Source organism: Loigolactobacillus backii (assembly GCF_001663675.1).
In the GTDB taxonomy this organism is placed as follows: Bacteria; Bacillota; Bacilli; order Lactobacillales; family Lactobacillaceae; genus Loigolactobacillus; species Loigolactobacillus backii.
Genome location: NZ_CP014873.1, coordinates 2,560,872 through 2,584,930 on the forward strand (window position 1 = coordinate 2,560,872; position 24,059 = coordinate 2,584,930).

42 protein-coding genes and 2 pseudogenes are annotated in these 24,059 nt (G+C 38.7%); 3 read left to right on the plus strand and 41 right to left on the minus strand.

From position 1 onward, the window contains the following. Positions 1–17: 17 nt before the first annotated feature. The 41 genes and pseudogenes from AYR53_RS11655 to AYR53_RS11850 all read right to left on the minus strand — a co-directional run bounded on the left by AYR53_RS11655 (position 18) and on the right by AYR53_RS11850 (position 22,117). Positions 18–1,250, minus strand: coding sequence for a phage major capsid protein (locus AYR53_RS11655; protein ID WP_068280192.1), 1,233 nt, complete (start codon positions 1,248–1,250; stop codon positions 18–20). Further along, positions 1,250–2,029 carry a head maturation protease, ClpP-related gene (locus tag AYR53_RS11660; RefSeq protein WP_068280189.1) on the minus strand — a complete coding sequence of 260 codons (780 nt, stop codon included), beginning with the start codon at positions 2,027–2,029 and terminating at the stop codon, positions 1,250–1,252. Before AYR53_RS11660 ends, AYR53_RS11655 begins: the two co-directional genes overlap by 1 nt. Next, entirely contained in the window at positions 1,995–3,200 is a 1,206-nt protein-coding gene (locus tag AYR53_RS11665) for a phage portal protein (protein ID WP_068280185.1), read from the minus strand. The genes AYR53_RS11660 and AYR53_RS11665 overlap by 35 nt, the downstream gene beginning before the upstream one ends. Beyond that, a complete protein-coding gene (locus AYR53_RS11670) occupies positions 3,200–3,424 on the minus strand; it encodes a DUF1056 family protein (protein WP_082920239.1) in 225 nt (74 codons plus the stop codon). Before AYR53_RS11670 ends, AYR53_RS11665 begins: the two co-directional genes overlap by 1 nt. Continuing rightward, on the minus strand, positions 3,396–5,303 hold the full coding sequence (locus AYR53_RS11675) for a terminase large subunit (RefSeq protein ID WP_068280182.1): 1,908 nt from the start codon (positions 5,301–5,303) through the stop codon (positions 3,396–3,398). Before AYR53_RS11675 ends, AYR53_RS11670 begins: the two co-directional genes overlap by 29 nt. Then, positions 5,293–5,754 carry a phage terminase small subunit P27 family gene (locus AYR53_RS11680; RefSeq protein ID WP_068280179.1) on the minus strand — a complete coding sequence of 154 codons (462 nt, stop codon included), beginning with the start codon at positions 5,752–5,754 and terminating at the stop codon, positions 5,293–5,295. Before AYR53_RS11680 ends, AYR53_RS11675 begins: the two co-directional genes overlap by 11 nt. A gap of 186 nt (positions 5,755–5,940) precedes the next feature. Further along, complete coding sequence (locus AYR53_RS11685; protein ID WP_082920490.1) at positions 5,941–6,405, minus strand: HNH endonuclease; 465 nt, start codon at positions 6,403–6,405, stop codon at positions 5,941–5,943. A 375-nt stretch (positions 6,406–6,780) separates the two neighbouring features. Beyond that, complete coding sequence (locus AYR53_RS11690) at positions 6,781–7,191, minus strand: ArpU family phage packaging/lysis transcriptional regulator (RefSeq protein ID WP_068280173.1); 411 nt, start codon at positions 7,189–7,191, stop codon at positions 6,781–6,783. A gap of 268 nt (positions 7,192–7,459) precedes the next feature. Beyond that, a complete protein-coding gene (locus tag AYR53_RS11695) occupies positions 7,460–7,717 on the minus strand; it encodes a hypothetical protein (RefSeq protein WP_156520053.1) in 258 nt (85 codons plus the stop codon). A 15-nt stretch (positions 7,718–7,732) separates the two neighbouring features. Then, complete coding sequence (locus AYR53_RS11700) at positions 7,733–7,927, minus strand: hypothetical protein (RefSeq protein ID WP_068280166.1); 195 nt, start codon at positions 7,925–7,927, stop codon at positions 7,733–7,735. 12 nt (positions 7,928–7,939) lie between these two features. After that, complete coding sequence (locus tag AYR53_RS11705; RefSeq protein WP_068280163.1) at positions 7,940–8,377, minus strand: DUF1064 domain-containing protein; 438 nt, start codon at positions 8,375–8,377, stop codon at positions 7,940–7,942. Continuing rightward, positions 8,374–8,598, minus strand: coding sequence for a helix-turn-helix domain-containing protein (locus tag AYR53_RS11710; RefSeq protein ID WP_068280160.1), 225 nt, complete (start codon positions 8,596–8,598; stop codon positions 8,374–8,376). The genes AYR53_RS11705 and AYR53_RS11710 overlap by 4 nt, the downstream gene beginning before the upstream one ends. A 14-nt stretch (positions 8,599–8,612) precedes the next feature. Continuing rightward, the gene (locus tag AYR53_RS11715; protein WP_068280158.1) at positions 8,613–8,897 is read right to left on the minus strand and encodes a hypothetical protein; all 285 of its coding nucleotides are present in this window, start codon (positions 8,895–8,897) and stop codon (positions 8,613–8,615) included. Between the two features lie 14 nt (positions 8,898–8,911). Then, complete coding sequence (locus AYR53_RS11720; protein WP_068280156.1) at positions 8,912–9,115, minus strand: hypothetical protein; 204 nt, start codon at positions 9,113–9,115, stop codon at positions 8,912–8,914. 333 nt (positions 9,116–9,448) lie between these two features. Next, the gene (locus tag AYR53_RS13555) at positions 9,449–9,592 is read right to left on the minus strand and encodes a hypothetical protein (RefSeq protein WP_156520055.1); all 144 of its coding nucleotides are present in this window, start codon (positions 9,590–9,592) and stop codon (positions 9,449–9,451) included. A gap of 248 nt (positions 9,593–9,840) precedes the next feature. Beyond that, positions 9,841–10,059 (minus strand): hypothetical protein, encoded by a 219-nt coding sequence (locus tag AYR53_RS11730; RefSeq protein WP_156520056.1) that lies wholly within the window; start codon positions 10,057–10,059, stop codon positions 9,841–9,843. Between the two features lie 68 nt (positions 10,060–10,127). Continuing rightward, a complete protein-coding gene (locus tag AYR53_RS11735) occupies positions 10,128–10,382 on the minus strand; it encodes a hypothetical protein (protein ID WP_068280148.1) in 255 nt (84 codons plus the stop codon). Further along, positions 10,372–10,536, minus strand: a complete 165-nt coding sequence (locus AYR53_RS13650; protein WP_167574660.1) for a hypothetical protein — start codon at positions 10,534–10,536, stop codon at positions 10,372–10,374. Before AYR53_RS13650 ends, AYR53_RS11735 begins: the two co-directional genes overlap by 11 nt. A gap of 16 nt (positions 10,537–10,552) precedes the next feature. Then, positions 10,553–10,864 carry a hypothetical protein gene (locus AYR53_RS11740; RefSeq protein ID WP_068280145.1) on the minus strand — a complete coding sequence of 104 codons (312 nt, stop codon included), beginning with the start codon at positions 10,862–10,864 and terminating at the stop codon, positions 10,553–10,555. Positions 10,865–10,893: 29 nt separating this feature from the next. Continuing rightward, positions 10,894–11,139, minus strand: coding sequence for a hypothetical protein (locus AYR53_RS11745; RefSeq protein WP_191980585.1), 246 nt, complete (start codon positions 11,137–11,139; stop codon positions 10,894–10,896). Between the two features lie 61 nt (positions 11,140–11,200). Further along, positions 11,201–11,470, minus strand: coding sequence for a hypothetical protein (locus AYR53_RS11750; RefSeq protein WP_068280142.1), 270 nt, complete (start codon positions 11,468–11,470; stop codon positions 11,201–11,203). Between the two features lie 19 nt (positions 11,471–11,489). Continuing rightward, positions 11,490–11,735 carry a hypothetical protein gene (locus AYR53_RS11755; protein WP_068280139.1) on the minus strand — a complete coding sequence of 82 codons (246 nt, stop codon included), beginning with the start codon at positions 11,733–11,735 and terminating at the stop codon, positions 11,490–11,492. 262 nt (positions 11,736–11,997) lie between these two features. Further along, the gene (locus AYR53_RS13560; protein WP_156520057.1) at positions 11,998–12,150 is read right to left on the minus strand and encodes a hypothetical protein; all 153 of its coding nucleotides are present in this window, start codon (positions 12,148–12,150) and stop codon (positions 11,998–12,000) included. Positions 12,151–12,189: 39 nt separating this feature from the next. Next, positions 12,190–12,939 (minus strand): DNA-methyltransferase, encoded by a 750-nt coding sequence (locus AYR53_RS11765; RefSeq protein ID WP_068281265.1) that lies wholly within the window; start codon positions 12,937–12,939, stop codon positions 12,190–12,192. A 13-nt stretch (positions 12,940–12,952) separates the two neighbouring features. Next, entirely contained in the window at positions 12,953–13,303 is a 351-nt protein-coding gene (locus tag AYR53_RS11770) for a DUF1642 domain-containing protein (protein ID WP_068280133.1), read from the minus strand. Continuing rightward, a complete protein-coding gene (locus AYR53_RS11775; RefSeq protein ID WP_068280130.1) occupies positions 13,293–13,796 on the minus strand; it encodes a DUF1642 domain-containing protein in 504 nt (167 codons plus the stop codon). Before AYR53_RS11775 ends, AYR53_RS11770 begins: the two co-directional genes overlap by 11 nt. After that, on the minus strand, positions 13,797–14,033 hold the full coding sequence (locus AYR53_RS11780) for a hypothetical protein (protein ID WP_068280128.1): 237 nt from the start codon (positions 14,031–14,033) through the stop codon (positions 13,797–13,799). 102 nt (positions 14,034–14,135) lie between these two features. Beyond that, entirely contained in the window at positions 14,136–14,705 is a 570-nt protein-coding gene (locus AYR53_RS11785; RefSeq protein WP_068280126.1) for a hypothetical protein, read from the minus strand. A 63-nt stretch (positions 14,706–14,768) separates the two neighbouring features. Next, positions 14,769–15,086, minus strand: a pseudogene (gene ssb / locus AYR53_RS11790) (single-stranded DNA-binding protein); the annotation flags it as partial. Further along, complete coding sequence (locus AYR53_RS11795) at positions 15,079–15,324, minus strand: hypothetical protein (RefSeq protein WP_068280124.1); 246 nt, start codon at positions 15,322–15,324, stop codon at positions 15,079–15,081. The pseudogene ssb and the gene AYR53_RS11795, both read right to left, overlap by 8 nt. A 1-nt stretch (position 15,325) precedes the next feature. Further along, positions 15,326–15,652: a VRR-NUC domain-containing protein gene (locus AYR53_RS11800; RefSeq protein WP_068280122.1), complete on the minus strand. Its 327-nt coding sequence runs from the start codon at positions 15,650–15,652 to the stop codon at positions 15,326–15,328. Then, a complete protein-coding gene (locus AYR53_RS11805) occupies positions 15,639–16,016 on the minus strand; it encodes a hypothetical protein (protein WP_068280118.1) in 378 nt (125 codons plus the stop codon). The genes AYR53_RS11800 and AYR53_RS11805 overlap by 14 nt, the downstream gene beginning before the upstream one ends. A gap of 13 nt (positions 16,017–16,029) precedes the next feature. Then, the gene (locus tag AYR53_RS11810) at positions 16,030–17,307 is read right to left on the minus strand and encodes a DnaB-like helicase C-terminal domain-containing protein (RefSeq protein WP_068280115.1); all 1,278 of its coding nucleotides are present in this window, start codon (positions 17,305–17,307) and stop codon (positions 16,030–16,032) included. 718 nt (positions 17,308–18,025) lie between these two features. Further along, a pseudogene (locus tag AYR53_RS13965) lies at positions 18,026–18,182 on the minus strand (helix-turn-helix domain-containing protein); the annotation flags it as partial. Further along, positions 18,169–18,840, minus strand: a complete 672-nt coding sequence (locus AYR53_RS11820) for a putative HNHc nuclease (RefSeq protein WP_068280108.1) — start codon at positions 18,838–18,840, stop codon at positions 18,169–18,171. The pseudogene AYR53_RS13965 and the gene AYR53_RS11820, both read right to left, overlap by 14 nt. Continuing rightward, positions 18,840–19,535 carry an ERF family protein gene (locus AYR53_RS11825; protein ID WP_068280103.1) on the minus strand — a complete coding sequence of 232 codons (696 nt, stop codon included), beginning with the start codon at positions 19,533–19,535 and terminating at the stop codon, positions 18,840–18,842. Before AYR53_RS11825 ends, AYR53_RS11820 begins: the two co-directional genes overlap by 1 nt. Next, positions 19,528–19,839 (minus strand): hypothetical protein, encoded by a 312-nt coding sequence (locus AYR53_RS11830; RefSeq protein ID WP_068280100.1) that lies wholly within the window; start codon positions 19,837–19,839, stop codon positions 19,528–19,530. The genes AYR53_RS11825 and AYR53_RS11830 overlap by 8 nt, the downstream gene beginning before the upstream one ends. Before the next feature lie 11 nt (positions 19,840–19,850). Then, positions 19,851–20,393: a host-nuclease inhibitor Gam family protein gene (locus tag AYR53_RS11835; protein WP_068225060.1), complete on the minus strand. Its 543-nt coding sequence runs from the start codon at positions 20,391–20,393 to the stop codon at positions 19,851–19,853. Positions 20,394–20,795: 402 nt separating this feature from the next. Next, positions 20,796–21,077, minus strand: coding sequence for a hypothetical protein (locus AYR53_RS11840; protein ID WP_068225381.1), 282 nt, complete (start codon positions 21,075–21,077; stop codon positions 20,796–20,798). Between the two features lie 14 nt (positions 21,078–21,091). Next, a complete protein-coding gene (locus AYR53_RS11845) occupies positions 21,092–21,847 on the minus strand; it encodes a phage antirepressor KilAC domain-containing protein (RefSeq protein ID WP_068225382.1) in 756 nt (251 codons plus the stop codon). Between the two features lie 45 nt (positions 21,848–21,892). Continuing rightward, the gene (locus AYR53_RS11850) at positions 21,893–22,117 is read right to left on the minus strand and encodes a helix-turn-helix domain-containing protein (RefSeq protein ID WP_068280097.1); all 225 of its coding nucleotides are present in this window, start codon (positions 22,115–22,117) and stop codon (positions 21,893–21,895) included. A 172-nt stretch (positions 22,118–22,289) separates the two neighbouring features. Between AYR53_RS11850 and AYR53_RS11855 the strand changes: the two genes are divergently transcribed. The 3 genes from AYR53_RS11855 to AYR53_RS11865 all read left to right on the plus strand — a co-directional run bounded on the left by AYR53_RS11855 (position 22,290) and on the right by AYR53_RS11865 (position 23,955). Then, a complete protein-coding gene (locus AYR53_RS11855) occupies positions 22,290–22,949 on the plus strand; it encodes a LexA family transcriptional regulator (RefSeq protein ID WP_068225384.1) in 660 nt (219 codons plus the stop codon). Positions 22,950–23,033: 84 nt separating this feature from the next. Beyond that, positions 23,034–23,297: a hypothetical protein gene (locus AYR53_RS11860; RefSeq protein WP_068280095.1), complete on the plus strand. Its 264-nt coding sequence runs from the start codon at positions 23,034–23,036 to the stop codon at positions 23,295–23,297. Positions 23,298–23,319: 22 nt separating this feature from the next. Continuing rightward, entirely contained in the window at positions 23,320–23,955 is a 636-nt protein-coding gene (locus AYR53_RS11865; protein ID WP_068280093.1) for a zinc-ribbon domain-containing protein, read from the plus strand. Positions 23,956–24,059 lie beyond the last annotated feature (104 nt).

A 24,059-nucleotide genomic window follows, 5' to 3' on the forward strand; every position in this document is an offset into this window, starting at 1 on the left:
ACTTCCAGATGGCGCTGTTATTTTGACGCTGCTTGCAAATTTCCTGGTTGGTCCGCGATAGTTGTAAATGTTCCCATAACCATTGATTCAGTATCTGTTGCTTCGACATCGAAGCGATCAATGACACGGATCTTGGTACTGTCATTTTCAAATGCGCCACCGCCAATATTGGTTGTTAGCAATGACATTTGTTCGCGATCGAATAACGTCGCAAATTGTTTGCCATCTCCAAAATAAAGTGGGTGTGCGTTAGCGGGCGCATCAGCAGTACCAGTATTAACATCTGGTAACCAGCGATCCGAAACTACATGAATAACCTTTCCGCCAATAGTCCACTGATCTGGCAAAGTCACATCCCGTTGGAGCATATAACCGCCCATAGCGTTCTTAACTTTCGCTAAAGAGCCTAAACCACTTTGGTTAGTGATAAATTCGGAAGTTGTCAGCAACGCTGGATCAAGAGTTGTCAATTCCAAATCTTTAATATCGTCAAACTTAGCTAATGGAACCTTTTTAGCCGTATTAAAGACTTTTAAGATTGCCAAATTACGGGTAACAACAACTTTTTTAGCGATCCATTGGGATAACCAAGTTAAAATATTATCAGCCGTATCTTTAAGCAATGTGTTAGTAATTGTCGTAATGCCAGCGTAACGGTGAATTAAGTACTTAATCGTAGTTAATTTAGGATCATCATTATCACCAATGGTGGCAGTTTCGTCATCTAAATCGGCAAGTGGCGTAACATCAGTCCATTTTTCCCAAACACGTGAACCAGTTGGCATTGTCGTTGCTTCACGATTAACGTATTGTTCCAAAGCGTCATATTGACGCACTAAAGTATTAATAGCGGTTTGAATATCCTGTGGAATTGTAAGACCAATTTGGTTGCCATCAGCATCAGTCGATGATGTGACTAAATTCATAATTTTAGGATCACCATTAACCATGGCTTTAAAATCACTAACAAATTTATCCTTGGTGCTTAATTCATCTTTTGATAATTTTTCTTTATCGTTGTCAACCATGGAAGCCACTTGTGCTGCCCGAGCATTTTCTAATTGATCCTTTAAGGCATCACGCTGAGCAGCCGCATTATCACGCTTTGTTTTTAAATCCTTATAGTCGTCCTCTTTGAAATTATCGTCTAAAACGGCAGCATTTAATTTAGCATTTAAATCGGATACTGATTGCCCTTTGGCGATCCAAGCATCATTAATTGTATTTACATCATTTGTTTGTTTTAACATTAATCTTTCTCCTCTTTTCCAAATAAAATAGCCAGCTTACGATTTTTTAAATCATCGTTTTGCTGACTAATATCATTTACAATTTCATTTTTATTAACTGGAGTAGCTGCATCATTTACTTTTGCCTTAGCCATTAATCCTTGCCATTTGGCTACAGCTGTTTTTGGGACTACAGAGCCAACACTGGCAAATGCTTGTAATGGCTGTTTATCCTCAGCTGGTTCATTATCATCATTTTTAAAAGTCATGATTGAATCAGCAAATCCTAATTTAACCGCGTCTTTGGCGCCTAACCAAGTTTCGTTAGACATTAAATTGAGCAGCTTACCATTATCTAAACCTGTTTTGGCTTCATAAGCATTGGCAATTGATTGATCAATGCCATCAAGCACCTGTGATTCGTGAGCTAGAGCATCGCTATTCCCGCCATCCATTCCTGACCAAGCCTTATGAATCATAATTTGCGCAGTAGGTGAGATTTGAACGGTATCAGCAGCAACCGCAATTACAGAAGCAGCACTAGCAGCTAGACCCTGAATAGTAGCAGTCACTTTAGCCTGACAAGATTTTAATAACGTGTAAATTTCCGATGCGGCAAAAACATCGCCACCATTAGAAGCAATCTGTAATTCTACGGTGTCACTTGATTCGGCGGTTGCTAATTGGTTAGCAACCTTTTCCGGGCTTACGTAATTATCCATGCCGAAAAAATCATAAAATGAGGCCGTATCATTATCAATAATGTTACTTTTGATCGGGATCACTATCTTCTGATTCATCTTTCTCACCTCCCTTCGCTATTTGAATAACGGTCGGAACCGGAACCGGCTTAGGGTCGGGTATTTCTTCACTAAAGTAGCCTGTATCTTTAAGCAACCAAAGCGCCTGATTAGCATCGATAACATTTGCCTTTTTAAGATCGCTAACTTTATCCGCGTAAGTGTCACCATTAGCGTCAATTGCAGGCCGCAAATTAATACTGATATGAGTCGTAAATTTATCATTTAGCTCCGCTAAGATAGCTTGTGCATAGCGATTTAAAGCATTCGAGTACATTCCTTGAATCATTGGAAGTGAAGACTGTTGATCCCCTTGTCCATTTAAATAAGAATCAGGAATACCGTAAACTTTGGCAATCTGTTTAGAGGTCCAATCGGTCTGTGATAACAGCCCAGCAATGTCATTCTTAATTTCTAGCGGTGTCCATTCTTCCAAATCATCAATGACTATTGGGCCACCTTTTGAGTGATTAACCTGTTGCATAAATTGCCGTGATCTAGCGGCCTTCATTTTGGCATCAAGTAATCCGCCTTTTGTTTCTTTCAAAACACCGGGCGCCAAGATCGACTTTGCTAAAGCAGATAAAGTTAAATGATTAGACTGCTTCTTGATTTCCAATTCACTGTGTAAAGCATTTAATGGACTAATGCCAACCATGCCACCGGAATTACTCATCAATCTGAAATGTAAGACATTTGACTGCGGTTCATATTCCAATACGCCTTCATCCGGCTCGTCAAAAGTAATGGTGTAAACAAGGCCGTTGCCGTCATCTTGTAAAAAAGTACTAACTTGCGATGGGCGCAAATACTCTAAGCGAGCAATCATCCCATTGCGGTTACGCCAAATATAAGCAAATGATTCACCGGCTATTAATAACTGGCTAAACATTGCCTGCCAAAAAGCGTGACCATTGGTTGTTGCACTTGGATTATCAAGAAATGACTGAATCTGCGGCTTATCGGCCACTAATTTCGAGCTCGCTAAGTCACCACTAATTGTTGAAATCACACTATATAAATCAGAATTATGCAGTGCCTTAGTTGCCGAAACGTAATAATTTTCACCACTTGGATTTAAATAGTTGGCAATTTCAGGATCGCTAAAAGCAATATCCTGACCACCAACCGATAAAGAGTTCTTAAAATTATGTGGATTAAATAGCGGCATTAACTACCACCTCCCTTGTTGAAATAAATAATTTCAGTTAATACACCTAGAACAACCAGCGAAATAGCAGTAACAATTCCGCCCCAGAACCAGCTTGCAAAGTATACAGTGACATCTAGTAAAACAATTGCGGCAAAATAAAAAAGACCATCAATATACTTGATAATCCCTTGCCCCAAACGATTTAATTTTTTCTTACCAATCAGAGTCATCACCGCTTTCATTAAGCAAACCTGAATCTGGATTGTTGAACCAATCCAGTACTTCCTTATCGCTCATTCGTTCAACTTGCTTGGCCGGATTATTGACATCGGAAAAATCTTCAAAATGGTACATCCCTTGGTAAAGCGCATCAATCAAGGCGTCCACCACATCAATTTTTAAAGTAGCCGCTGCTTTATCAACTTGAATTCCGATCTTATCTTCATAAATTTGTGCATTGATTAAGGCCTTTTCCATAATTCGATCGTCTAGCCGGCTGATTGAGCTTTCGACAAAAGCCGATTGTAAGAATTTTGTCGGGTCTTTCAGCTCACTGGTGCGCTGCCGAATATCTTCAATTGGCCACTGGACATTTAATTCAAGCTGTTTGGTCACATTAGTCGCGCCCCACGAATCATAGCCAAAAAATAAAACGTCCAAGCTGTGATCCTCAACAAAATTTAACAGCCACTGATAAACTTGATCATCATTGATTAAGCCTTGCGGATGACTAGTAATCGTGCAAAATCCTTTAGCCGCTAGCTCCCGATAATTAATGCCATCTTGTTTTTCCTTAGCGTCAATTGAACCTGCCTTTTGCCACGGAATAAATGAGTGCTGCCGTAAATGCCACATTCGCTTACCTGTGATCGGATCGCTATACGGAAAAGCAAAGCCGATCGCAGTATTGTCGGAAAACATGGAGTAATCGTAACCGATATAGACTTGTCGGTTTTCAATTTCAAAGTCTGGCACAATAGCTCGCTCAATATCAGCAAGTTTTAAGTATGAGTTAGTGGCTTCTTGCAGCCAGAGATTTAGGTTTTTGTTCTGAAAGTCAGCAAGCTCGCCGGTCATACTATCACTATCTCGTTTGCCAGTTAAGCCTGCAAGCAATTGACTAGACTTATTTTTCAGTCCTAGCAGCGGATTAGATTTTATCCAAGTTTCCGGTTTATAGGTTTCGTCAAGCGAATCTTGACACCAGATCAAACATAAATAATCATCAGCCTTACGATCAAAATCCTGTTCCATGGTTTGCTGCATCATTTTTTCATCATCGTTGAATGGCACCGATGGATCTGGATAAGCAGTTGAAATTTGAATAAATTGATGATTATCAACATCAACTTGACCAGAGATAATCTTAGATATTTTCTGCCGTGTTTTCAGTTCACCAATCTCGTCAAAGACAGCGGTTTTAAAATGGAAACTATCATATTGCCCGGATTCATGACTAATTGCCCGTAAAACATTATTGGATTTAGTCATAATAATTTGGTCACTTTGCGAGCTCAGCAATCTAGGATTTAATCCATTCTGCTCCGCATATGATTTAAATGGCTCAATATCCAGAATCTTGCGCAACATAGATTTGACGTAGCCTAATAATTTACTAGTCTGTTTAAAGTTAATAGATGCCACTAAATAGTCCTGGTTAGATAATCCCATCGATTCAATTAAGTAACTATAAACGGTAACAATTGCCATTAAATATGTTTTGCCTTGCGCACGGGCAACTGAAACAATGGCACGGGCGAAACGCTTGCCGCCTAAATTATTGCGCCAACCAAATAATTGAGCTAAGACAAAATTTTCCCATGGCATTAATTTACTTGGCTTTCCCGTGTCAACATCAGGACAAATTTTGGCAAACTTAAAAATCTTATTTGCATCGGGCACGCTATAAGAATACGGAAAATCAGGGCTACCCTGCCGCTGCAGATCACGTAAGTGGCGAAAAGCTGCTAGCTTTATAAAATAACCGGTAACCACTTTTTCGTCTAAAACATCAAAAGCATATTTGGTTCCTATATCCTGATATTGTTCACGAGTTGTAGAAAAATCAATTGCCCGATAAGCGCCTAGCACATCATGTGTTTGAGTTAAATCAATTTTCATTACTAAAGAACTCCTTCATTTGTGCCTCGGCTGTTTTATCAGGTTTCTTTTCCGGAATAATTGCCATTAGTTCGGCTCTGCTTTTTGGCGATAATCCCAACTCAGATCCGATCTTAGCTAGACTTTTAATCGCAGAATCATAAATCGAAGTCATTGGATTACGCTTATAACCAATAAAATCAGTTCCAATCTTTTCACCAGCCGCATTTTGCACGGTTTTATAAATTGGTTGCACTTCACCATTTTCTTGTATGTGCTTATATGAGTTTCGGTAAATCTCATACTGAGTTGCATACATTTCAACCAATCCGCTGTCCGGACGCTTAACATTACTTTGCTGCTCTAAAAAAGGGACAATCTTACGCCATGTCACTTTTGCTTGACGGCCTAAATAGTCAGGCGGAGTCAATGACAATTTACCATGATTGATATCTTTATCACGTTTTTTCAAAACATTGTCATCTCCTTCTACCCGATTGACCCCCATTGGTTAAAATTGTTTAAAAATGGCATCCGCCATAAGACGCGGGTAATGTGTGCGCTCTGCTGAAATCATTTTAAAGGGGGGCCATTGAATTTTATATCTGTTATTGGATAATCGTACTAATAAAAATAGACACGCTTAGAAACGCTTATATTAGCATTTAAAGCATGTCATTTTTTCTATATCATTTACTTCTGGAACTTGTTTTAACTCGTTGCCTTGACCGGTGCCATAGTAGGATTTTTCCCAGTCTGTCTTGATCCGATGGCAAGCACCACAGATCACGGCTAAGTTATCAACACTTGCTTTTAGTCTGTCATCGAACTCAATGGGAACGATGTGATCAACCGTCTTGGCAGGTGTCAGTCTGCCTTGCTGCTTACAGTACTGACATAAGTAGTGGTCTCGGTCTAACACTTGCTGTCTAAGGTGTGACCACTGTCGCGTCCGATAGAAGTTGTACTGCTGTTGCTTATCATCGCTACGATTGCGTGTGACTGTGTTGTACTTGTGAGAGTACTGCTTAGCATGTGATCTAGCCCATCGCTGTCTGCTTGCTAAGTACTCGGCCTCATGCTCATGGTGCTGCTTGCAGTAATGGTCTGGCAGTTCAACCATGGCGTGACAGCCTGGCAGCCTACATCGTCTAACTCTCGCCACGTTAACATCTCCATATAAATAAGCGCCCATCTCTGGACGCCAATTAGGGTAAGAACATTACTATTAAAGGAGGAATCTGTTGACCCAAAGGCCAATGCTATTAGTAGGAGTCGAACCTACCAATAGCCATCCTGTATCGTGACAGGCCGCATAGTGAGTGATAATGTGGTTCATGGCTTTATGTAGTGGCTTAATCCATATCCTCTCGTCATCACTCAACACTAATAGAATAACGCTATATAACGATCAATTACTTTCAAGTTACTGCCAGATTACTGTCAAGAAACTTTCGATTTACTCCCAGAAAACTACCAGATTACTCTCAAATAACTGTCAAAAAACTAACAGTTCTTCATATTCAAACGCCTCAGCAAAGGCAACGAGTGCATCTTTCTTCTGGCGATAATAGCCGCTATCATCGCTAATGAATCCTAGTTGCTGTGCCATCTCAACGTTCGATAATGAGCCGTGAATATACTGTCCATTAATAATGGTCTGACTATCCTTGTTTAAGGACGCTACTGCTCGCTGTATCGCTGGTACTTCCTCTGCTGCTATCAGACGTTCTTGAATACGATGCTCGTTATTATTATCGACTGACTGGCTTCGCGGCATACCGTCCATTTTGGGCGACTGTAGCACTGTCAGCTTGCGACCTGCGATTCTTCTCAGACTATGATAACTCCGTAATAACTTCTTCGCCCGAGCACACGTCGCGTCTCTGTCTAAATTATCCAATATCACTGCAACCGCCCCTTGTGGTATAATTAAGTTATCGGATTAATTTACACAAGTGCGATCGCCACGTTCTTTTATAAGGAACGTGGCTTTTTTTATTTTTCAAGACCAGCATTAACAATTCTAATCATCAGATTAAGCTGATTAATTCGATATGAATCGACTTCGTGAATTAATAGCTTATTTGTAATATTTTTTAAATAGATCAAAGCAAAGGCTCTATAAGCAGATTGATTCGATAAACTTATGATTTCAGATCGCAGTCTTTTCTTTTTCACTGTTTGCCATCCTTAATTAACTCAGTCTGATTAGGGTTAGCATCTTCTTTTTTATCAGTATCTAATTCGGTTTGTTTTGGCGTAATTGTTAAACCAACCATACTATTTATTTGTGCTGCTAAAGCCACAATATTTGGCCCTAAAATTGGCGTATCAATTTCAAAGCTAAGCTTAGTGATTCCCTTATTCGTTGGGTGCACGTCAGCCAAAACGGCTGGAACAATAATGCTATTATCTTTAATCTCTGTCATCATAAATCTCTCCTTTAATTAAAATGGTAAAGTGATTTCGTTTACTACCTGATTGATTTCGCGATCGGTTAACGACTTGTAAGCACGCCGTTCTTCGCGATGCATCTTTTCTTGATTGTGATTACAATAAACAATTGTTTTGATGATATTTTCATTTTCGTTCATAAATATCTTTTCTAGATACTTTCTAAAAATAATTTGCTCTGGTGTCATAAACTCACCCCTTTAATAATTAATTGATTTGTGAACATGGATATTTTTTAACGATTCGAATAAATAGGCGCTAGTTTTAAAATCATGAGTTCTGACAACTACTATTTCGACAAATCGTCCGTATTGCTTAGTAAACAATTTAAACCTTAGCTTTGCTGCTGAATCAATTGCATACGGTGTAAATCCGTTTTTGATATCAAACACATGCAACATTTGACCAGCAGAATCGTAAATAACAATATCCGGTGTGTAGACCATGTGTGCTATTTTCTTGCCGCAGTTTGTCATAAATGATTTCATGATTTCAAATTTTGGATGAACTTCAAATTCGGCACCACTGTCTTTAACAAACCGAACATAAAAGTTAGCTTCTTTTTGAGAATCAAATTTATAACCGTCAATTAGTACTTTTCGCCCGTGTTTGTTTAAAGCTGTTGGAGAATTATTCATTGCCAATCATCAACCAGATCACCCGGATTGATTTCCAAAGCCACTGCAATTTTCTGCAGGCTAACAATTGTGATCCCGTTTTTTGTTTTCATTTTCATCATGTTTTGTATTGACTGCCAGCTTACCCCAGATGATTCAACAAGTTGATTAACCGACATATTCTTAATTGCTAATAAATATGTGACATTTTTTGCGACTACTTGCCTAATATCTTTTTCCAACTTGATCACCTCACTTATTCAACTAATTCATAATTTTCCTTGAAGAACTCATCAGTAACAGAACTAAATAACCCCTTATTATCAACTAGAATCCAATCACCAACGCTTAACTGCTTTTCACCTTTTGGAGTTTTTAAAGCATATTGCCATGGACCAGCGACATTAATTTCATTCCGGTCGGTTATATTATCAATATAAGAATTAACCTCTCTGTGCCTGTTGATAAAATATTTTTTTCGCATCTTATCGCTGCCGTCAAATTGCTCTGCCTTAAATAGTTGTTTATAACGATATTTCATAATCCACCTCTTAATTAATTGATAAAACGCATTTCAGAAGCTTTTGCCGGCCTAACTAAATCCTCACGAAGCCGTTGAACAACTTTGTCCCATGACTCGCATTGGCGATCACTAAGCGGACCTGATTTATCAAAGATGGTCACTTGATAATGATTCGGCTCTTTAGGTGATGGTGTTACCGAAAAATCGAATAGGTCACTTTTATAAAGCTGAATCAATTCGATCACCTCTAAATTTTCGTTTTATCGCGTGATTTATAAACTCACTTTATTTCCTTGACTTCCTTTATTAATTCTTCCGAAATAAATCCCCCCATTAAAAATAATCCAGCTATTTGCCAATAACGATGGTCCCGGATTAAAAACGGAATGCTTATGCTTGTGTAGAATATTAATGTGCATAGACTGAAAATCACTAATCCAATAACCATTTCAAACAAGAACTTTAAGAGCCTTACTTTCATACTTTCACCTCTAAAGTTATTTTTTATTTTTAACTGCTAACAATCGTTTTAACCGGTGCCAACGCTTTCTTGCTGAATCGCGTAAGCATCATTTTGTAATTTCATATTCTTTACCCCCTTGATGTGATAGAATAATGGTATAAATTAATTTGTTTTGCTGAGCTTCTGGTGCCGTAACACCAGTAGCTCTTTTTTTATGCCGCGTGATTGTGATGGCCCAATTCCCGTGCATACATATCACCTCTATCAAATACTTCATCACGCTTGTGATAATCATTTTCATCTTGCTTAGGCTCTTCGTCTAGCCAAAAGTGATGATATACGGCGTATGTGTAAAACACGAAAAATACTGCAAATTTTAGAAAGCTCATGCCGTTTCCCCCTTAATTATAATTCAATGTCTCCGGTATCTGTGGCCGTTACTTAATTAATTTCACGATTTCCCCACTGTAAATGTGAAATGATAGTTATTTTTCCAATTTATCCAGCACAGTCTTCCATGTCACTGTAAAATGTGCATTGATAATCTTTAATTATTAATTTGTTGTTCCAACCACGATTAAGTGTAAGATAGCAAACTGCTTCAATTCTATTTTTTTCTTTAACTCCGTACAATCGTTCCCAACAGTAACGAATCTCATCAATTTGAAGATTCTCTCCACTTGGAATAGTCACATATTGTCCAATCTTAAATGCCATAATTAGTCGGCCTCCGCATTTATCTGCAATTGTTTCAAACACGTCTCGCTTCGTCTCATACCTCATCGTCAGTCACCTCTAATAATTTCATCGTTTGCTTGCCGCCACTTATGAAGGCCAACAGTGATTGTCACCTTGTCATTATCGTAACCATCAATCGTTGATTGCCGATAGAAACCGTGGTCTTCAAGGTCTTTTGGCGCTTCAATAATTTTTTGAATGCCCTTTTCAAGTTCATTCAATTCATCTCTTGTCATGCGCATATAGATATTGGCTTCCATGTCATTCACATCTAGCTCAATAGCAAACTCTTTATTCTCCATCGTCAGTCACCTCCACAATCGTCATTGCAGGAACAGTCCACCAATCTTGGTAGTCCGCTGATGCGTCGACAAACTCTTCTGCTTTTTCGTATGTCCTAAATGTAGCAATTACTTCACCACCAAACATATTGCGACATTCATATTTAATTGTCATAGTTTCCTCCTAAAAGTTAGCTTTTAACATCAGTAAATTGTTCTAATAATTCCGGATTATCATTTAAGACTTGATAAAGAACTAGCCCAAGTGGATTTACAATTTTTTCATCATTGCATTGTTCATCTAACCCAGCTTCATGCATTGCCGCATGAACAATTTCATGAATTAATGTTTGAATTTGTTTTTGTTTATTAATTCCCTTACTAATTTTAATCTTTGTTTTGGGATAATCCGTATACCCCCAAAGAGCCTGACTTTCGTCTTCTAACCTTTTCACAATTTCGACGGCATAAATAATGCCACCTATTTTTAATTTTGAAACCAATGAATTTAACGTCCTTTCGTATTAAAATATTATGTGAGCAAGACATTTTCCGTCACACCCACATAAACCGGGACCAAAAACTGTTCCACCGTCTTAGGGTCTACTGAAACCCACCAAGACGGCCAAAACCCATCTTCGTCAGCTTGTAATGCGACGCCAACAATTAATGCGCCCTCACCATACTTGATATAGTTCCCATAGACAAACGTTCCATCAAATTCAACTCCATCAATGTCGCTGGTGTCTTCCAGTGGAATACCTCTAAACTTAATCATCGTCGCCATCTCCATTAGTCCATATCTTAAAATGCATTCTAATCACTCCTAAATTTAACTTTTAGTAGCACTGACCTGAAACTACGGGATTCTTGATAACCTTAAAATTACTACTTACCAAATATTCAACTACGCGCTCAAATTCGGCTTCGTGCATGATCACAGTTCCCTTAAATAGATCTACTAGTTCAAAATACGTTCCATTTCGAACTTCGTTCTTAATAATTGTGCGCAAGCTACCATTTTCACTGCTCCACAGTTGTCCTAAATGTGTTACTGATCCATCAGGTTCTATGTCAATATTTAATGCAATACTCGTTTCATCAATCATTTAATTCACCTCCGTAAAGCTAGTTTTTATCTGCAATTTGATCTAATTCGTTAACACCACTGACTAATTCATACACACCTACGGCTGTACCCTCTAGACGTCCAGATAAGGCTGCTTCCTCCATTGCATCGCCATTTGTCATCATGCTGTCCATATTGGTCAACAATGCGTCTGTTGCACTTTTAGCGTCAACAATCTCATTACGAGTAAAAGCATGGCTACCTTCGGGTAAAGCAAATTCATCAACAACCAGATACTTTTTCATAAATTCTCACCTCTAAATTTTCGTTTTATCGCGTGATTTATAAACTCACTTTATTGCCTTGACTTCCTTTATTAATTCTTCCGAAATAAATCCCCCTATTAAAAATAATCCAGCTATTTGCCAATAACGATGGTCCCGGATTAAAAACGGAATGCTTATGCTTGTGTAGAATATTAATGTGCATAGACTGAAAATCACTAATCCAATAAACATTTCAAACAGGAACTTTAAGAGCCTTACTTTCATACTTTCACCTCTAAAGTTATTTTTTATTTTTAACTGCTAACAATCGTTTTAACCGGTGCCAACGCTTTCTTGCTGGTGCGATTGGTTTTGCAAATAAATCAGGAAAATACTCAGCACCATGAACAATAAGTAAGTGTTCCCAATCTGATTTTGTTCTTATTTCTTTCATAGTTGCCTCCTGAAAGTTAGCTTTTATTGTCAAATTTAATTAAAATAACGGTGTCGCAGCCACTCTTAGCATCCGCTCTTGAGCTAGCTGATACATGGCCTTACTTTTTTCAAAACCATAAGCCTCTCGCCCCAAATTTGATGCTGCCCGTAAGGCTGCCCCGCTTCCAGCACACGGATCAATGACTACGTCGTCTTTGTCGGTGAAAATCTCGATCAATCGTTCAAGTACCGGAATCGGCTTCTGTGTTGGGTGAATCTTAGGGTAGCCGTGATCTATTTCCCACGGAAACCAATTCAACACCATGCGCCCATCGTTGCGGAATTTTGGTAGCTTGTCGCGGTACAAAACCAACGCGTATTCAGTTGCCCCAACTATCTTCATATTGGCTTTGAGCGCCTGCGCAGACGACTTCTTAACGAACGTCAGCGGAATATAGTGTTTAAATCCATAGCGCTCACCGTAACTAATCACGGCAGACAGCTGCTGAAACGCACAGAACACAACCATACATGGCGCCGCACCGGCTTTCTTAGGTTCCTTGACTAGCATATGTGAGCAGAAATGCATGAACTCCGAAATTTTGAAATCGACATCGGTGTCAAAAAAAGTTGCGTTGGCTTTCTTGGATTCGCCTTTGCTGTTGTCACCGTCCTTGTACCATGCTGGATTACTCGCATAGGCGTTGTTGGCGATATTGTAAGGAATATCCGCGATCACTAGTTGGGCCTTTGGGATGCCGTAACATTTATAGTTCTGAAAATTGTCATTAAATAATTCCACTTGCAAATCCTCCCTAAAGTTAGCTTTTATTGTCAATTTCGTACCCGTCTAGCCACGCACGAGCAAAGGTGTCTGAATGATCTATGATCCAATTCTCGGCCTTTAAGTCTGGCGGGTTATCTATATTTATATTGTACTGAATGGTTAAAAAGATCACGAATAGCTGTTCAGTCAATAAATCATCTTTCTGACGCTTGATGTACTCTCCCACCTCTTTCGGAATAACCGGAAGATCATCTGGCAAGGCTTTTTCATATTCACCCATGAATAAATTTGCATCTTGGTGTCCGACATTGCCACCGCTTGCCTGTGCATCAGCCAATGCGTCAACAGCATCTACCAACACGTCCCGCTTCGTCTCATAGTTCATCGTCAGTCACCTCTTCTTTCTCGCAGTCTTGCAAACCGTAATGCTCAATCTCTGCTTCGGTGAACTGCTGATTTTTGTCGTTCAGGCAATCTGCACTTGCAATATCAAGGTCGTCGCTTCCACGCCCATCTTTGTAGTACATTTTGTTGTTGATGTATGGCACCCACACGCCGTACTTCTTCTCCTTTGCCACGGTGTAGCCGTTAACGTAAGCTTTCATCAGCAGCTCTTCGTCATCAGATTTGCTAGAAATATAGCAAGCCGGAAGCTTGTCGTTATGTGCTCCCTCAACGATTTTTGCTTGTTTCTCACTTAGGACTACCTTTTCAGGTTCCTCAATCAAAGTGACAACGTGGCCGTCAAAAATTTCAGCCCACTCTAGCATGATATAACTGCTTTTGAAAGCAATTCCTGCATTATCGTTCCAAAAAGATGTACTATCCAAGTATTTCCCTTCGTCGTTCTTTACCGCGTACAATTTTTCTTCGCTCATTTAATCTTCCTCCAATTTTCTACCGCACATTGGACAATAATTAATAGCAATTCCTCTTCGATAAAAAACATCAGGTGAGGCAATATTAACAGTCAATTCATAACCACTATCTTGCCTCATTAGTCTCACAGCAATAAAACGTAAATGCTTATCTTCAAAGTCTGCCTCTTTGTACATGTTACGTTGCGAACTGCAAGCATGCTCATCTCTAAATTTACAATATTCACATTCACTCATTTTTCGTCCTCCATTTTCTTATCCCGATACGACTTCAATCTAGCAGCCGCTTTTGCTCTTTGATTAGGACTACCTTTTTGGTTGTTTCAATATTTACACCCCTTATCGTTTGTCGTGTACGTTAAATATTTCGTGGCTGTAAGCTAGATTGCTAAACTCTCTGGACGTTAGTCCTAAGCGGCTGGCAATGTCCTTTAGCTTAACTTTGTCATGCTTCCACCGCCTTATTTGCGCTAGATTAGGCTTGATGTATTTTTCGTACGTAGTTAGTTCTTCACGCGAGTTTGGCTTTAAATTGTTAGAATATAAAACCTCTTTGATATAAGGCTCAGATGCCTTGGCCGTGGACGAAATCTCTTTCAGTGTTAATCCTTCATGATGATATTTAAGGATCAGGCTCTGCATGGCTGTATGCGTTTTTTCAAACTTTGGTAGCCGGTGAATACCTTTAATACTCATTCCAGATGCCATTAGGCTTTTAAAATTAACAACGATATATCCATTTCCGCCTAGTAATACTTTGCTATCCTTTTGATCTGGCAACACCGGATCGATCAACGCACTATTCTCATAATATTTTAAAATCCTACCCTGAAAGTTACGGAATACGGAATCACCGTACCAGTATTCTTTAACCGTAACTGTGTCATTAATTTTTATGTTTTCAGTCATTATCCTGTCTCCCAAGACTTAAAATGGTAAATCATAATCGGGAATATCAATTGGATCACTGCCTTTTGAATCTAGCAGCGAAAAATTATCAACAACGACTTCTGTCACATAAACACGCTTGCCGTCTTTATCGTCGTAGTTACGTGTTTGAATACGACCATCAATTCCAATTAGTGACCCCTTGTGCGTAAAGTTGGCTAGATTTTCTGCTGGTTTACGCCAAATCGAACATTCAACAAAGTCACTTTCGCGCTCACCATTTTTACTTTTAAATTGACGGTTAACTGCTAGTGTAAAGCTGCTTACTGCTGCTCCACCAGAGGTGTAACGTAATTCAATATCACGTGTTAACCGACCAACTAGTACTGCTCTATTAATCATCTGCGTAATCTCCTTGAACCATTGGTTTATGGCTATAGTTTTTAGTTAAAGTAACATTTTTATCCGTTACTACTTTGGCGCCAAGGCGTTTAAATATATTTGCCCATACGTTGGCACTATCACTTGAGTTAAACCGCATGATTTTAGTTTCATTTGTTGTGATTGGCAACTTGGTTTCTCCGAAAATATGTTCCCTTGGTTTACTCAAATATCCGTTTTGTATTTCAACTAAGTACACTCTAAAATTCTCCCTTACAAATCTTGATCGCATCATCAGCACTTCTGGCCACGCCGTAGTTAAATCCCCAATCAGCAAACGATTTGGCCCATTTATTTTGATCATCCCTTAAGCGTCCTGTTTTGGTTTTAACCTCAATAAACGAGGCTTGCCCGCTTTTAGCAATGGCCAATAAATCTGGTGTGCCATTTGGAACCCCAGTGTTAAACATATAACCTCTAGCAAGACGCATCTGACCAACCGGTAGCCGTAAAACTAAGTACCCTAGATGCTCCAGAGTATCTCTAATTTCGCGTTGGATAACAGTTTCAGGATTAGTCCTGCTCATGTGGTGATGCCTCTCTTTCTCGCTTATGTTTCTCATTTAATTTATCCAACAGCGGTGCCCAACGACTATATATATTTGCTAGGGAAACATTTGATTCAGTGCCAATGGCAAATGATAAATCCGATTCATACAGCCCAACACCCTGCTTTTGTTCATATTCTGCCTGCTTATAAGCCTGACTTAGCATCGGTTCAGCATGACTTAATGGCTTGCCTTTTTTCCGCAGTGACTTGCACATCTGCAACCACGCATCCAATATTTCGACCACAAACAGGCTATATTTAAAATTAAACTGAGTCATGATAGTATCAATTTGCTTAATACTCTCTAGATAAAATTGTTTAAACTCTTCATCCGTCACCATGACTCAATCCTTTCTAAAATCGTTCTGCAAATTTTTGTGTGTCTTTGTAAAAATTAAAATACAGCTTGGTCAACTTACCCTCACGGTTTTTCTTAATATCTAAACAGACAACTTGAAAATTATCGTCATTGGCCTGATCATCAACATTGCTTAAAAATGCCACCTTGTTGGCGTCTTGCTCAATGCTGCCTGACTCTCTTAGATCCGCTAAATCATTACTTTGTCTTTGCTGTGAAGCCCGATTTAATTGGCTCAGTAAAACGATCGGAATGTCTAATTCTTGAGTGGCCTTCTTGAGTTCGCGTGTAATTGATCCAACTTCAGTTGAACGTGTGTCGCTCTTGCTATCAGAATGAACCAGCTGCAAGTAATCAACGATTGCCATATAGTGCCCTGATTGGCAGTCCGCCGCACGCTGTCTAATCGTTCCGGTTATTTCCCCGGAACTTTCAATATTCTTGTAAATCGTTAAACGGTTATCATTTAAGAATTTCATTGAAGCCAATACTTTTAGTTTTTCTTTCTCGTTCATTTGTTTGTTAGCGTTGTAGAATTTTCGGGCTGGTATCGCGCTAATCATGGCACCAATACGGTCGTATATTTCGCTATCACCCATTTCAAGCGAAAAAATATCAAGCTTTAATTTAGGATCACTTCTAAGCGATTGAATTGCCAAGTTGGCGCTAAATGCTGATTTACCAACAGCAGGCCGTGCGCCAATAACAAATAAATTATTGCCCCTAATACCGCCATTTAATGCATCATCAAGATTGCTATAAGTCTTAATTCCCTCTGGCGTATCGCTATACAACTTGGTTTTCATTTCGTCATATAATTGCGACATTGATTTATGCGGTTTGCTAATCTTGTTATTGACCATATCAAGTTGTTTTTTTAGTCGATCAAGGTTATTAGTATTTGGATCTGAGGCATAATCAAATGCTGCACTAGCCGCTTCAATTCGTTGATGTTGGTTACGCATTAGGATGATATCCGCCTCATATAGCTGAGAAACATGTTCATTTTGGCTGAAATCATATTGCAAAATTGCATCCCAAGTATCGTTGCTAATCTCACCGCCATGTTGAAAATTAAACTTAGAAACGAATTCTGCAGACCCTGAAAAATCACCATTTTCTTGAATAAGTGTTTTAACAATATTGCGGTAGTTAGGAGCGAACCATTCTGCTTCAATCTTTCCAAGTTTGATCAACCCTGGGCTGTTAATCAGAGTTGCAATAATACTCCGTTCTAGTGGCATATCGTCAATTTTTATAGTTGGCTGATTCATACGCTCACCCCTTGGTAAATCTCAAGCACATAATCATACTCAATCGGTCTATCAGCACTGGCCTTAACCTGCTCATAAATTTCTGGTGCCGTTCGGCCAGCATACTTAGCGTTCTTTATTCGTTCAACTAATCTAGATTTAAATTGCTGTTCTGCCTCTTCCGGACTTAGTTGTGTTCTTTGTGGTCCAGAGGGGTGTTGCTTCTTGTACTCGGCCCTAGCCTTTAGTGTCAGCTGTTGATATTGTTTTCTGAACTTGCTTGCAGACAAAATATTAGTTGACCAGAACTCATCATTTTCAGTCCACTTGATTAGATTGCGAACCTTGTTAATATCCCGCTTATCTAGTTCAACGATCTTTCTCATATCGTCTGCCCATTTTTGTAAATTTGGTTCTTTAGTACTAGGGTCATTCCGCTTGATTAAATCAAAGAGTGATTTAGCCAGTTTGAAATAATCACTTTGCTCGTCGAAAACGCGTTTGCGACAAGAAGTACTTTTATTATTAATACTTGTAGTATTCTCTTTAACAATATTGTGCATAGGGTCTTCACTTTTTTGTGTAGGGGTATGCTCTTTATTGTTAATAGGGGTAGTGCTAATTGTTATTGCTCTTTTATCAATTTCTTTACTATTTTCCTTGTAAACTAATTTGATATTTAGATATCCTTTCTTGGCTAATTTAGAAATAAGTCTAGATACTGATCCTTCTTTAATGCCATATAAATCAGCAAAGTATTTGTTAGAGGCCCAGCAATAACCTTTTTTGTTACATAGCGCGGTAATCTCTCCGTAAAGCAATTTAGCATTAGCGGGTAAATCTTTGTCGTAACGTACGTTAGCCGGAATAATGGCATAATAACTAGGACTCTCCATCGCCTTTACCTCCAATCCTTAATTTCTTGCGTTCTTCATAATTCAATTTAATTGGCTTAATATGATATTTCTGTAAGAACTTATCGACGCCGATCGTGTGTTGCTCGGTATGGTGAATTCGACATAATGCCATAAAATGAAATTTAGCATGACTAATCTTGCGGCGGTTATTACCCATGCCAACTGCTTCATAATGAGCAATGTCGGCATGCTTACCGCAGATAATACATTTACGAAATCTTAAGCAGAACCACTCTGCTGTATAATCATTTGGCAGCATGTCCCAAGTCCTTGTGCTGAATGGCACATCATTTCTGAAACAAAATTCAAGTATAGTTTCAATCGTGTAACTTGCTATCGTCACGGAACAATTACTTAATGAGTACGGTTCAAGATTGAATATTTCACGCGTGTAAGACTTCATGAGATCTTCAATATATTGCGGTACATCCCCGTTCCATTCAGAAATGTCTCTAATCAACGCCCAGATCTTTTTACGTTGATCTGGACTAATTGTCCGACCATCTTCAATATCAAGCTGTATGGCTGGCTTGCGACCATTGGCAAGCTTACTCATTCGATAAATGGGTGCGTCATCATGCAACTTGATTTTTAATTGATTGCCTGACAACTGATCTAGCTCACCAAATAATTTCATTAGGCCGTTTGCTCCTTCTGCGTCTTCTTTTCAAGTTTTGCTTTAACACTGCTGATATAGTTCAACAACTTGCCATATTCGGAAGTATTTAACTGATTAAGTGGCTTATTTAGGCCAACCTGTTTGATTGAATTAGCAATAACCATTTCTGTATCGGCACCGTGTGTTTTGGCAACTTGTTCAAATATTTTTGTAATGACAGTTACTTGAGTTTTAGAAACGACTCTTGGCATATCAGCCTTGGTTTGTTCGGTCTTATTCTGGAATGCATCTGGATCATCTTGATCGGTTGCAATGTTGAAAAACTTCAATAAGAAATATTTCTCGCCGTAAGTTAAGGCCTTACCTACACCTTTTTCACCGGCAATATCAACACCCTGCGCATACCAATGTGATTCAAGCTTTTCTTGAGGGTTATCAATGTTAACCCAAGTCATTGTCATATCTAGCTCGGTAAAATAAGTAACACGCTGTTTACCGTGATTTTCATCGGTTGACGCGGTGACATTGTGATCCGTAATCGATGGGAGCAGTAACAGACCATTCTCATCGATCAAGCCATGCAACTGACCTAAAACATCACTTGAACCAACATAGCTGTATTGCCGCCCGCTTTGATTCTTTTTTAAATATGAAACGGCCTTATGAACATTTGCCAACCGTTGATATAAACTCAGATCATTATTTTCAGTCATTAGGATCTACACCTTTCTGTAATAAAGCGCGGAACCATTCTTCCTTATCTTCCATTGGCTCTGCATGAAACTGATTTAACATAACTGACAATGCTTGGAGATTCGTCATGCCTCTTATAATTTGACTGGCAAAATAATCACGGCCTGACATATCTAATAAGAAATTTTTAGCATCATATTTGTGAAAGTATTCAGTTTGGTGACGTGGTGAATATTCACTGCTGATTCCGTAAATGCCTTCAAACGAACGCAAAGGCACACCATCATAGTTCTCGGCTAAATACACATCTTCAACGCTATTCATGATCCGACCTCCTATTCTGGCTTAATGACAACTTTTTCTGGTAACGGTTCAACCCTCACCCCGTCAAGCAAGGCTCCGTCAGAAGTGACGACTTGGCCTTTATCGGTAACAGTCACTACTTGCTTAAGCTTCTTTTTATCCGGAACTTGCTTAATTCGTAAAAGATTACTTGCATCGGCACTCTGTAAGGATTCAACCAATTTATCATCGTCATAAATCCACTTGGGCTGTTGCTTACGAAAAGTAACTTTACCGTTGGGGGTATTTATTTTAAATTTTGGATTTTCAGTCCTCTGTGCAACAGCATAATCAGTTAATAACCGGGTTAAATATTCCCGACTATCTTGAGTTGATTGCTTTACTTTGGCTAACCAGTTATCAATACGTTCACGATTTTTGTCGTACGTTTTTTGATTCTCATTGTCCTCAGCGTCCAGAGCACTTAATTTACGTAATACCCAATCCGCCTGAGCCGAATCAGTGACGGTAAATTGTTTCTTTTGTTCTTCCTGCTCGTGCAATTCTTGTAGTTCTTCTTTTTGTAATTCGTCCATTGTGATTACCTCCAAATTTGCTATAATGAAGGTGTTAAAATATTTGCAAAAGCTCTAACACCTCAGTCACTAGCGGCTACCACCGTTAGCGGCTTTTTTGTTTGTTTATAAATCGACCGGAAAAATTCATAACGATTGAAACTGGCACCGCTGTATTAACAAAACTCACTAAATACCAGTGCAAGCCGTTGTACATTGAGATATAAATTGAGTGCCGGTCATGCCTACTTTCTAAATCACCTGCCTTATTCAAATCCCGAACAAGTCCTTTCTATGCTTAATTAAGCCGTAAATTAAAGCTGTAATAACTACACCGGCCAAAATTCCAAACGTAAAACTTGATACGTTAACCGTCCAAACCATGCGATTACTTCCTTTCTAGTTTCATCCCGCCCAGGATTTTTAATTATAAATTTGATTTTCGGCAATCCATTTTTGGACCGCCTTTTTGGAATAAATCTTACGTTTGCTCGGCTGCATGTACGGGAAACCGGGCTTACTTAAGTAACGCTTATCTGCTGTGTCTGGATCACAACGCAATATTTTTTTGCTAAGTTCTTCCCTCGTCATCAACTCGTCTTGCTCAAGGCGTTCTTTAATGAGTGGCATTAGCAAATCGATAAACTTATTTGCAATTTTTTCCAGAATGGAATGTGTTGATTCTGGATCCAATCCGATGTTCAAAATTATCGCCTCACTTACGCAATATTTTCTTGCTCAATCAATGGTAAGATGCCGTTTTGCTTCAATAGTTCGTAGATGAATATTCGTCCAGCCTGTGTCCAATACGTACTCATGCGTGATGTGTCAGTATCATCAACAAACGTTTGACTCTGTGTATAGCCCTTATCAGCATATTTCTGATACAGAAGCCAAGTTTTACCTTGCTTGAATTGCACTCCTAGTTGATGCAGTTTCTTATTCATTGCTGTTCCACTTAAGCCATAATCTTTTGCGATTTTAGTGATAGACAGCAAAGTCTTATTACGTAAAATCAGATCATAATAAGTAGCTTTAGGTTGTAACTCATTGACCTGTTGTTCAGCAATTAAGCGGCCTTCGCGTTCAGACTTAAGCTGTTTAGCTAAATTGATAATCGTATCTGGATTAAGCAAAGCTTCTTCAATCTTCTCTGGTGTCATATAGGCGCCGTGCTTGCGAATTGACGGTAAAACCTCACTAGTGACCCAGTCTTGAAATTTTTCAGCAGTTTCGTTATTTGCTTTAATTGCTAATTTATAGAACTGTGGTTCAGTGATGAAATCATTTTTCCCAACTTTCTGGGAAAGATATTTGCTAACGGTTTCCCATCGTACATAGATTTTTTTATTTTTAGATTGAATTAAACCTAATCCAATTGCTGCTTGCTCAGCATTAAATTGAATATCACCGTTTTCTGTTACTTGAACAGGTAACTTAATTAATCCATTACTGAATTCCTGTAATTTATTCATGCTATTTTTCCTCCTATTCTTTAATATCAAGCCGTATTTCAATTTCTAATCCCGTTTGGGAACACTCGGCTTAAAAAAAATACCAATTTTATCAGGGTCATATCCTAAAGCTTCAGCAATTTTCGCTAAATCATCAGCACCAAGCTGCACAAATCCTGCTTCACGTTTAGCATACATTCCGCGAGTCCAGCCTAAGCGTGTTGCCATTTCGCGTTGTGTCAGTCCCTGAGCAGTTCTTTCGCCTTTAATTCGTTTTAAATTAACGCTCATATTTTTCACTTCCTTTCGTTTCCTTTTGGGAACACTTTAAATATACACCCGCCTATCCCAAAAAGCAACGTTTTTTCTTATAAAAAGAAAATAGACTATTTTATCCATACATATTGTTCCATAGAGGGAACAGTGATATACTATAGGTACAAACATGAAATGAGGTGATTTTATGAGATCAAACAAGGAAATAATTGATTATATGAGAGTTTTACTTAAACGTCGAAAATTGTCACTTAATCAGCTTGCTGATAAAGCTGGCGTTGCTAAATCAACAGTTTCAAGATATTTTAGCTTCACCCGTCAATTCCCGTTAAATAAGGCCGATGATTTTGCTAAAGCACTTGGTACCACTTCTGAGGACTTGCTTGGCGTATCACCAATTGATAATCTGCAAAACACTAACAGTCATACATATGCTTTTCTGCCAGCCCATATTGCTGCCGGAGCGCTTACGTCTGTTGACCCACTCATGCATCGTGACGTTGAACACATTGAACTTTCAGATGCCATTATGAGAAAGTATGCAGGTGACAAAGATATTGCTGTTATGTACGTTAATGGGGATTCTATGAACCATGTCATCCCAGACGGTTCATTAATGGCAATTAAGCTCACTGGCCTTGATGGCATTAACAACGGCGATATTGTTGTTTTTAGCGAAGATGGCAGCTACTCTGTCAAACGCTATTACGATAACAAGGACGCAAAAATAATAACCTTTTCTCCTGATTCTTCAAATCCAAATTTTGAACCAATAACTTACCGTTACGAAGATGCTGAAAACGTACGTATTATTGGAAAAGTTGTTGTTTATACAGTTGTCCTATAAAAAAGCCCCACTCCGCTGCAACGGAATGAGGTAATAGAGTGATACGATCACAAAAATATTATATCACTTTGGAGGGTAATACAATTGGGCAAAACTAAATCTAATAGTAACGTAGGCTTAATACTAAATATTATAGCCGGAATTGCCATCATTTTATCATTAATTCCTAGTATCCCACATCGCTCATACTTTTCTGCTATTGCTATGTTTGCTGGCATTTTTGCATATCATAATAACAAAAAATCTTTGGGTGTTATTTTAACAATTATTGCGATGATATTAATGACTTATTTTATTGTTTCTGGATTTATGGGGATAGCTTTTATATCAAAACTAGGTAATATCTAGGCCGTTAGGGAGTGAGTAAATTATGAATTACTGTCAAAAATGTGGAAATAAATTAGATGAAAACGTTGAATTTTGTCCTAAGTGTGGACAGGAAGTTTTAAATATTGATCAAGTAGCCACAAAATTTTGCTCAAATTGTGGTAAAAAAATACCAGCAGCATCTGATTATTGTCCAAACTGTGGTGTTCAATTAAAATCGAATTCTACACAGGAAAATTCGACTAAGCAACAAGCAATTATAGATAAGCCTTACAACGAAAATAAAAATCCTGATCCAATTAATTCAATAGTGCTTTTTTTCAAGGACACTTTTCATGTGTCTAAGCGACTTGGGCGTGCAGACTACTGGTGGGCTAGACTTACAGCGGCAGTAGTCGGTCTTACGCTTTCTTTAATTTGGATTACTGCAATTATGCAAGTTCAAACCGTCTCAAATGCAATTAGTAGCATTCTAACTATCTTATTAATTATTTTAACGCTAGTATTAGGCGTTTGGTGGGTTATTGCATCAATTACAGCTGATATACGGCGGCTACATGATGTTGGAATTTCTGGTGCCTTTCTATTTTTATTACTCTTACCTTCGATTGGCAATATTGTGATTTTTGTCATGACACTGTTGCCGTCTAAACAGATTAATAATCGTTATGCAAATTAAATAAAAAAAGCACATCCCCTACCGACCAAAGTAAATGGGATGTGCCACAACTAAATTCAACGCACACATAGTGTGGTCTCTTTTCATACATAATTTTAACGTAA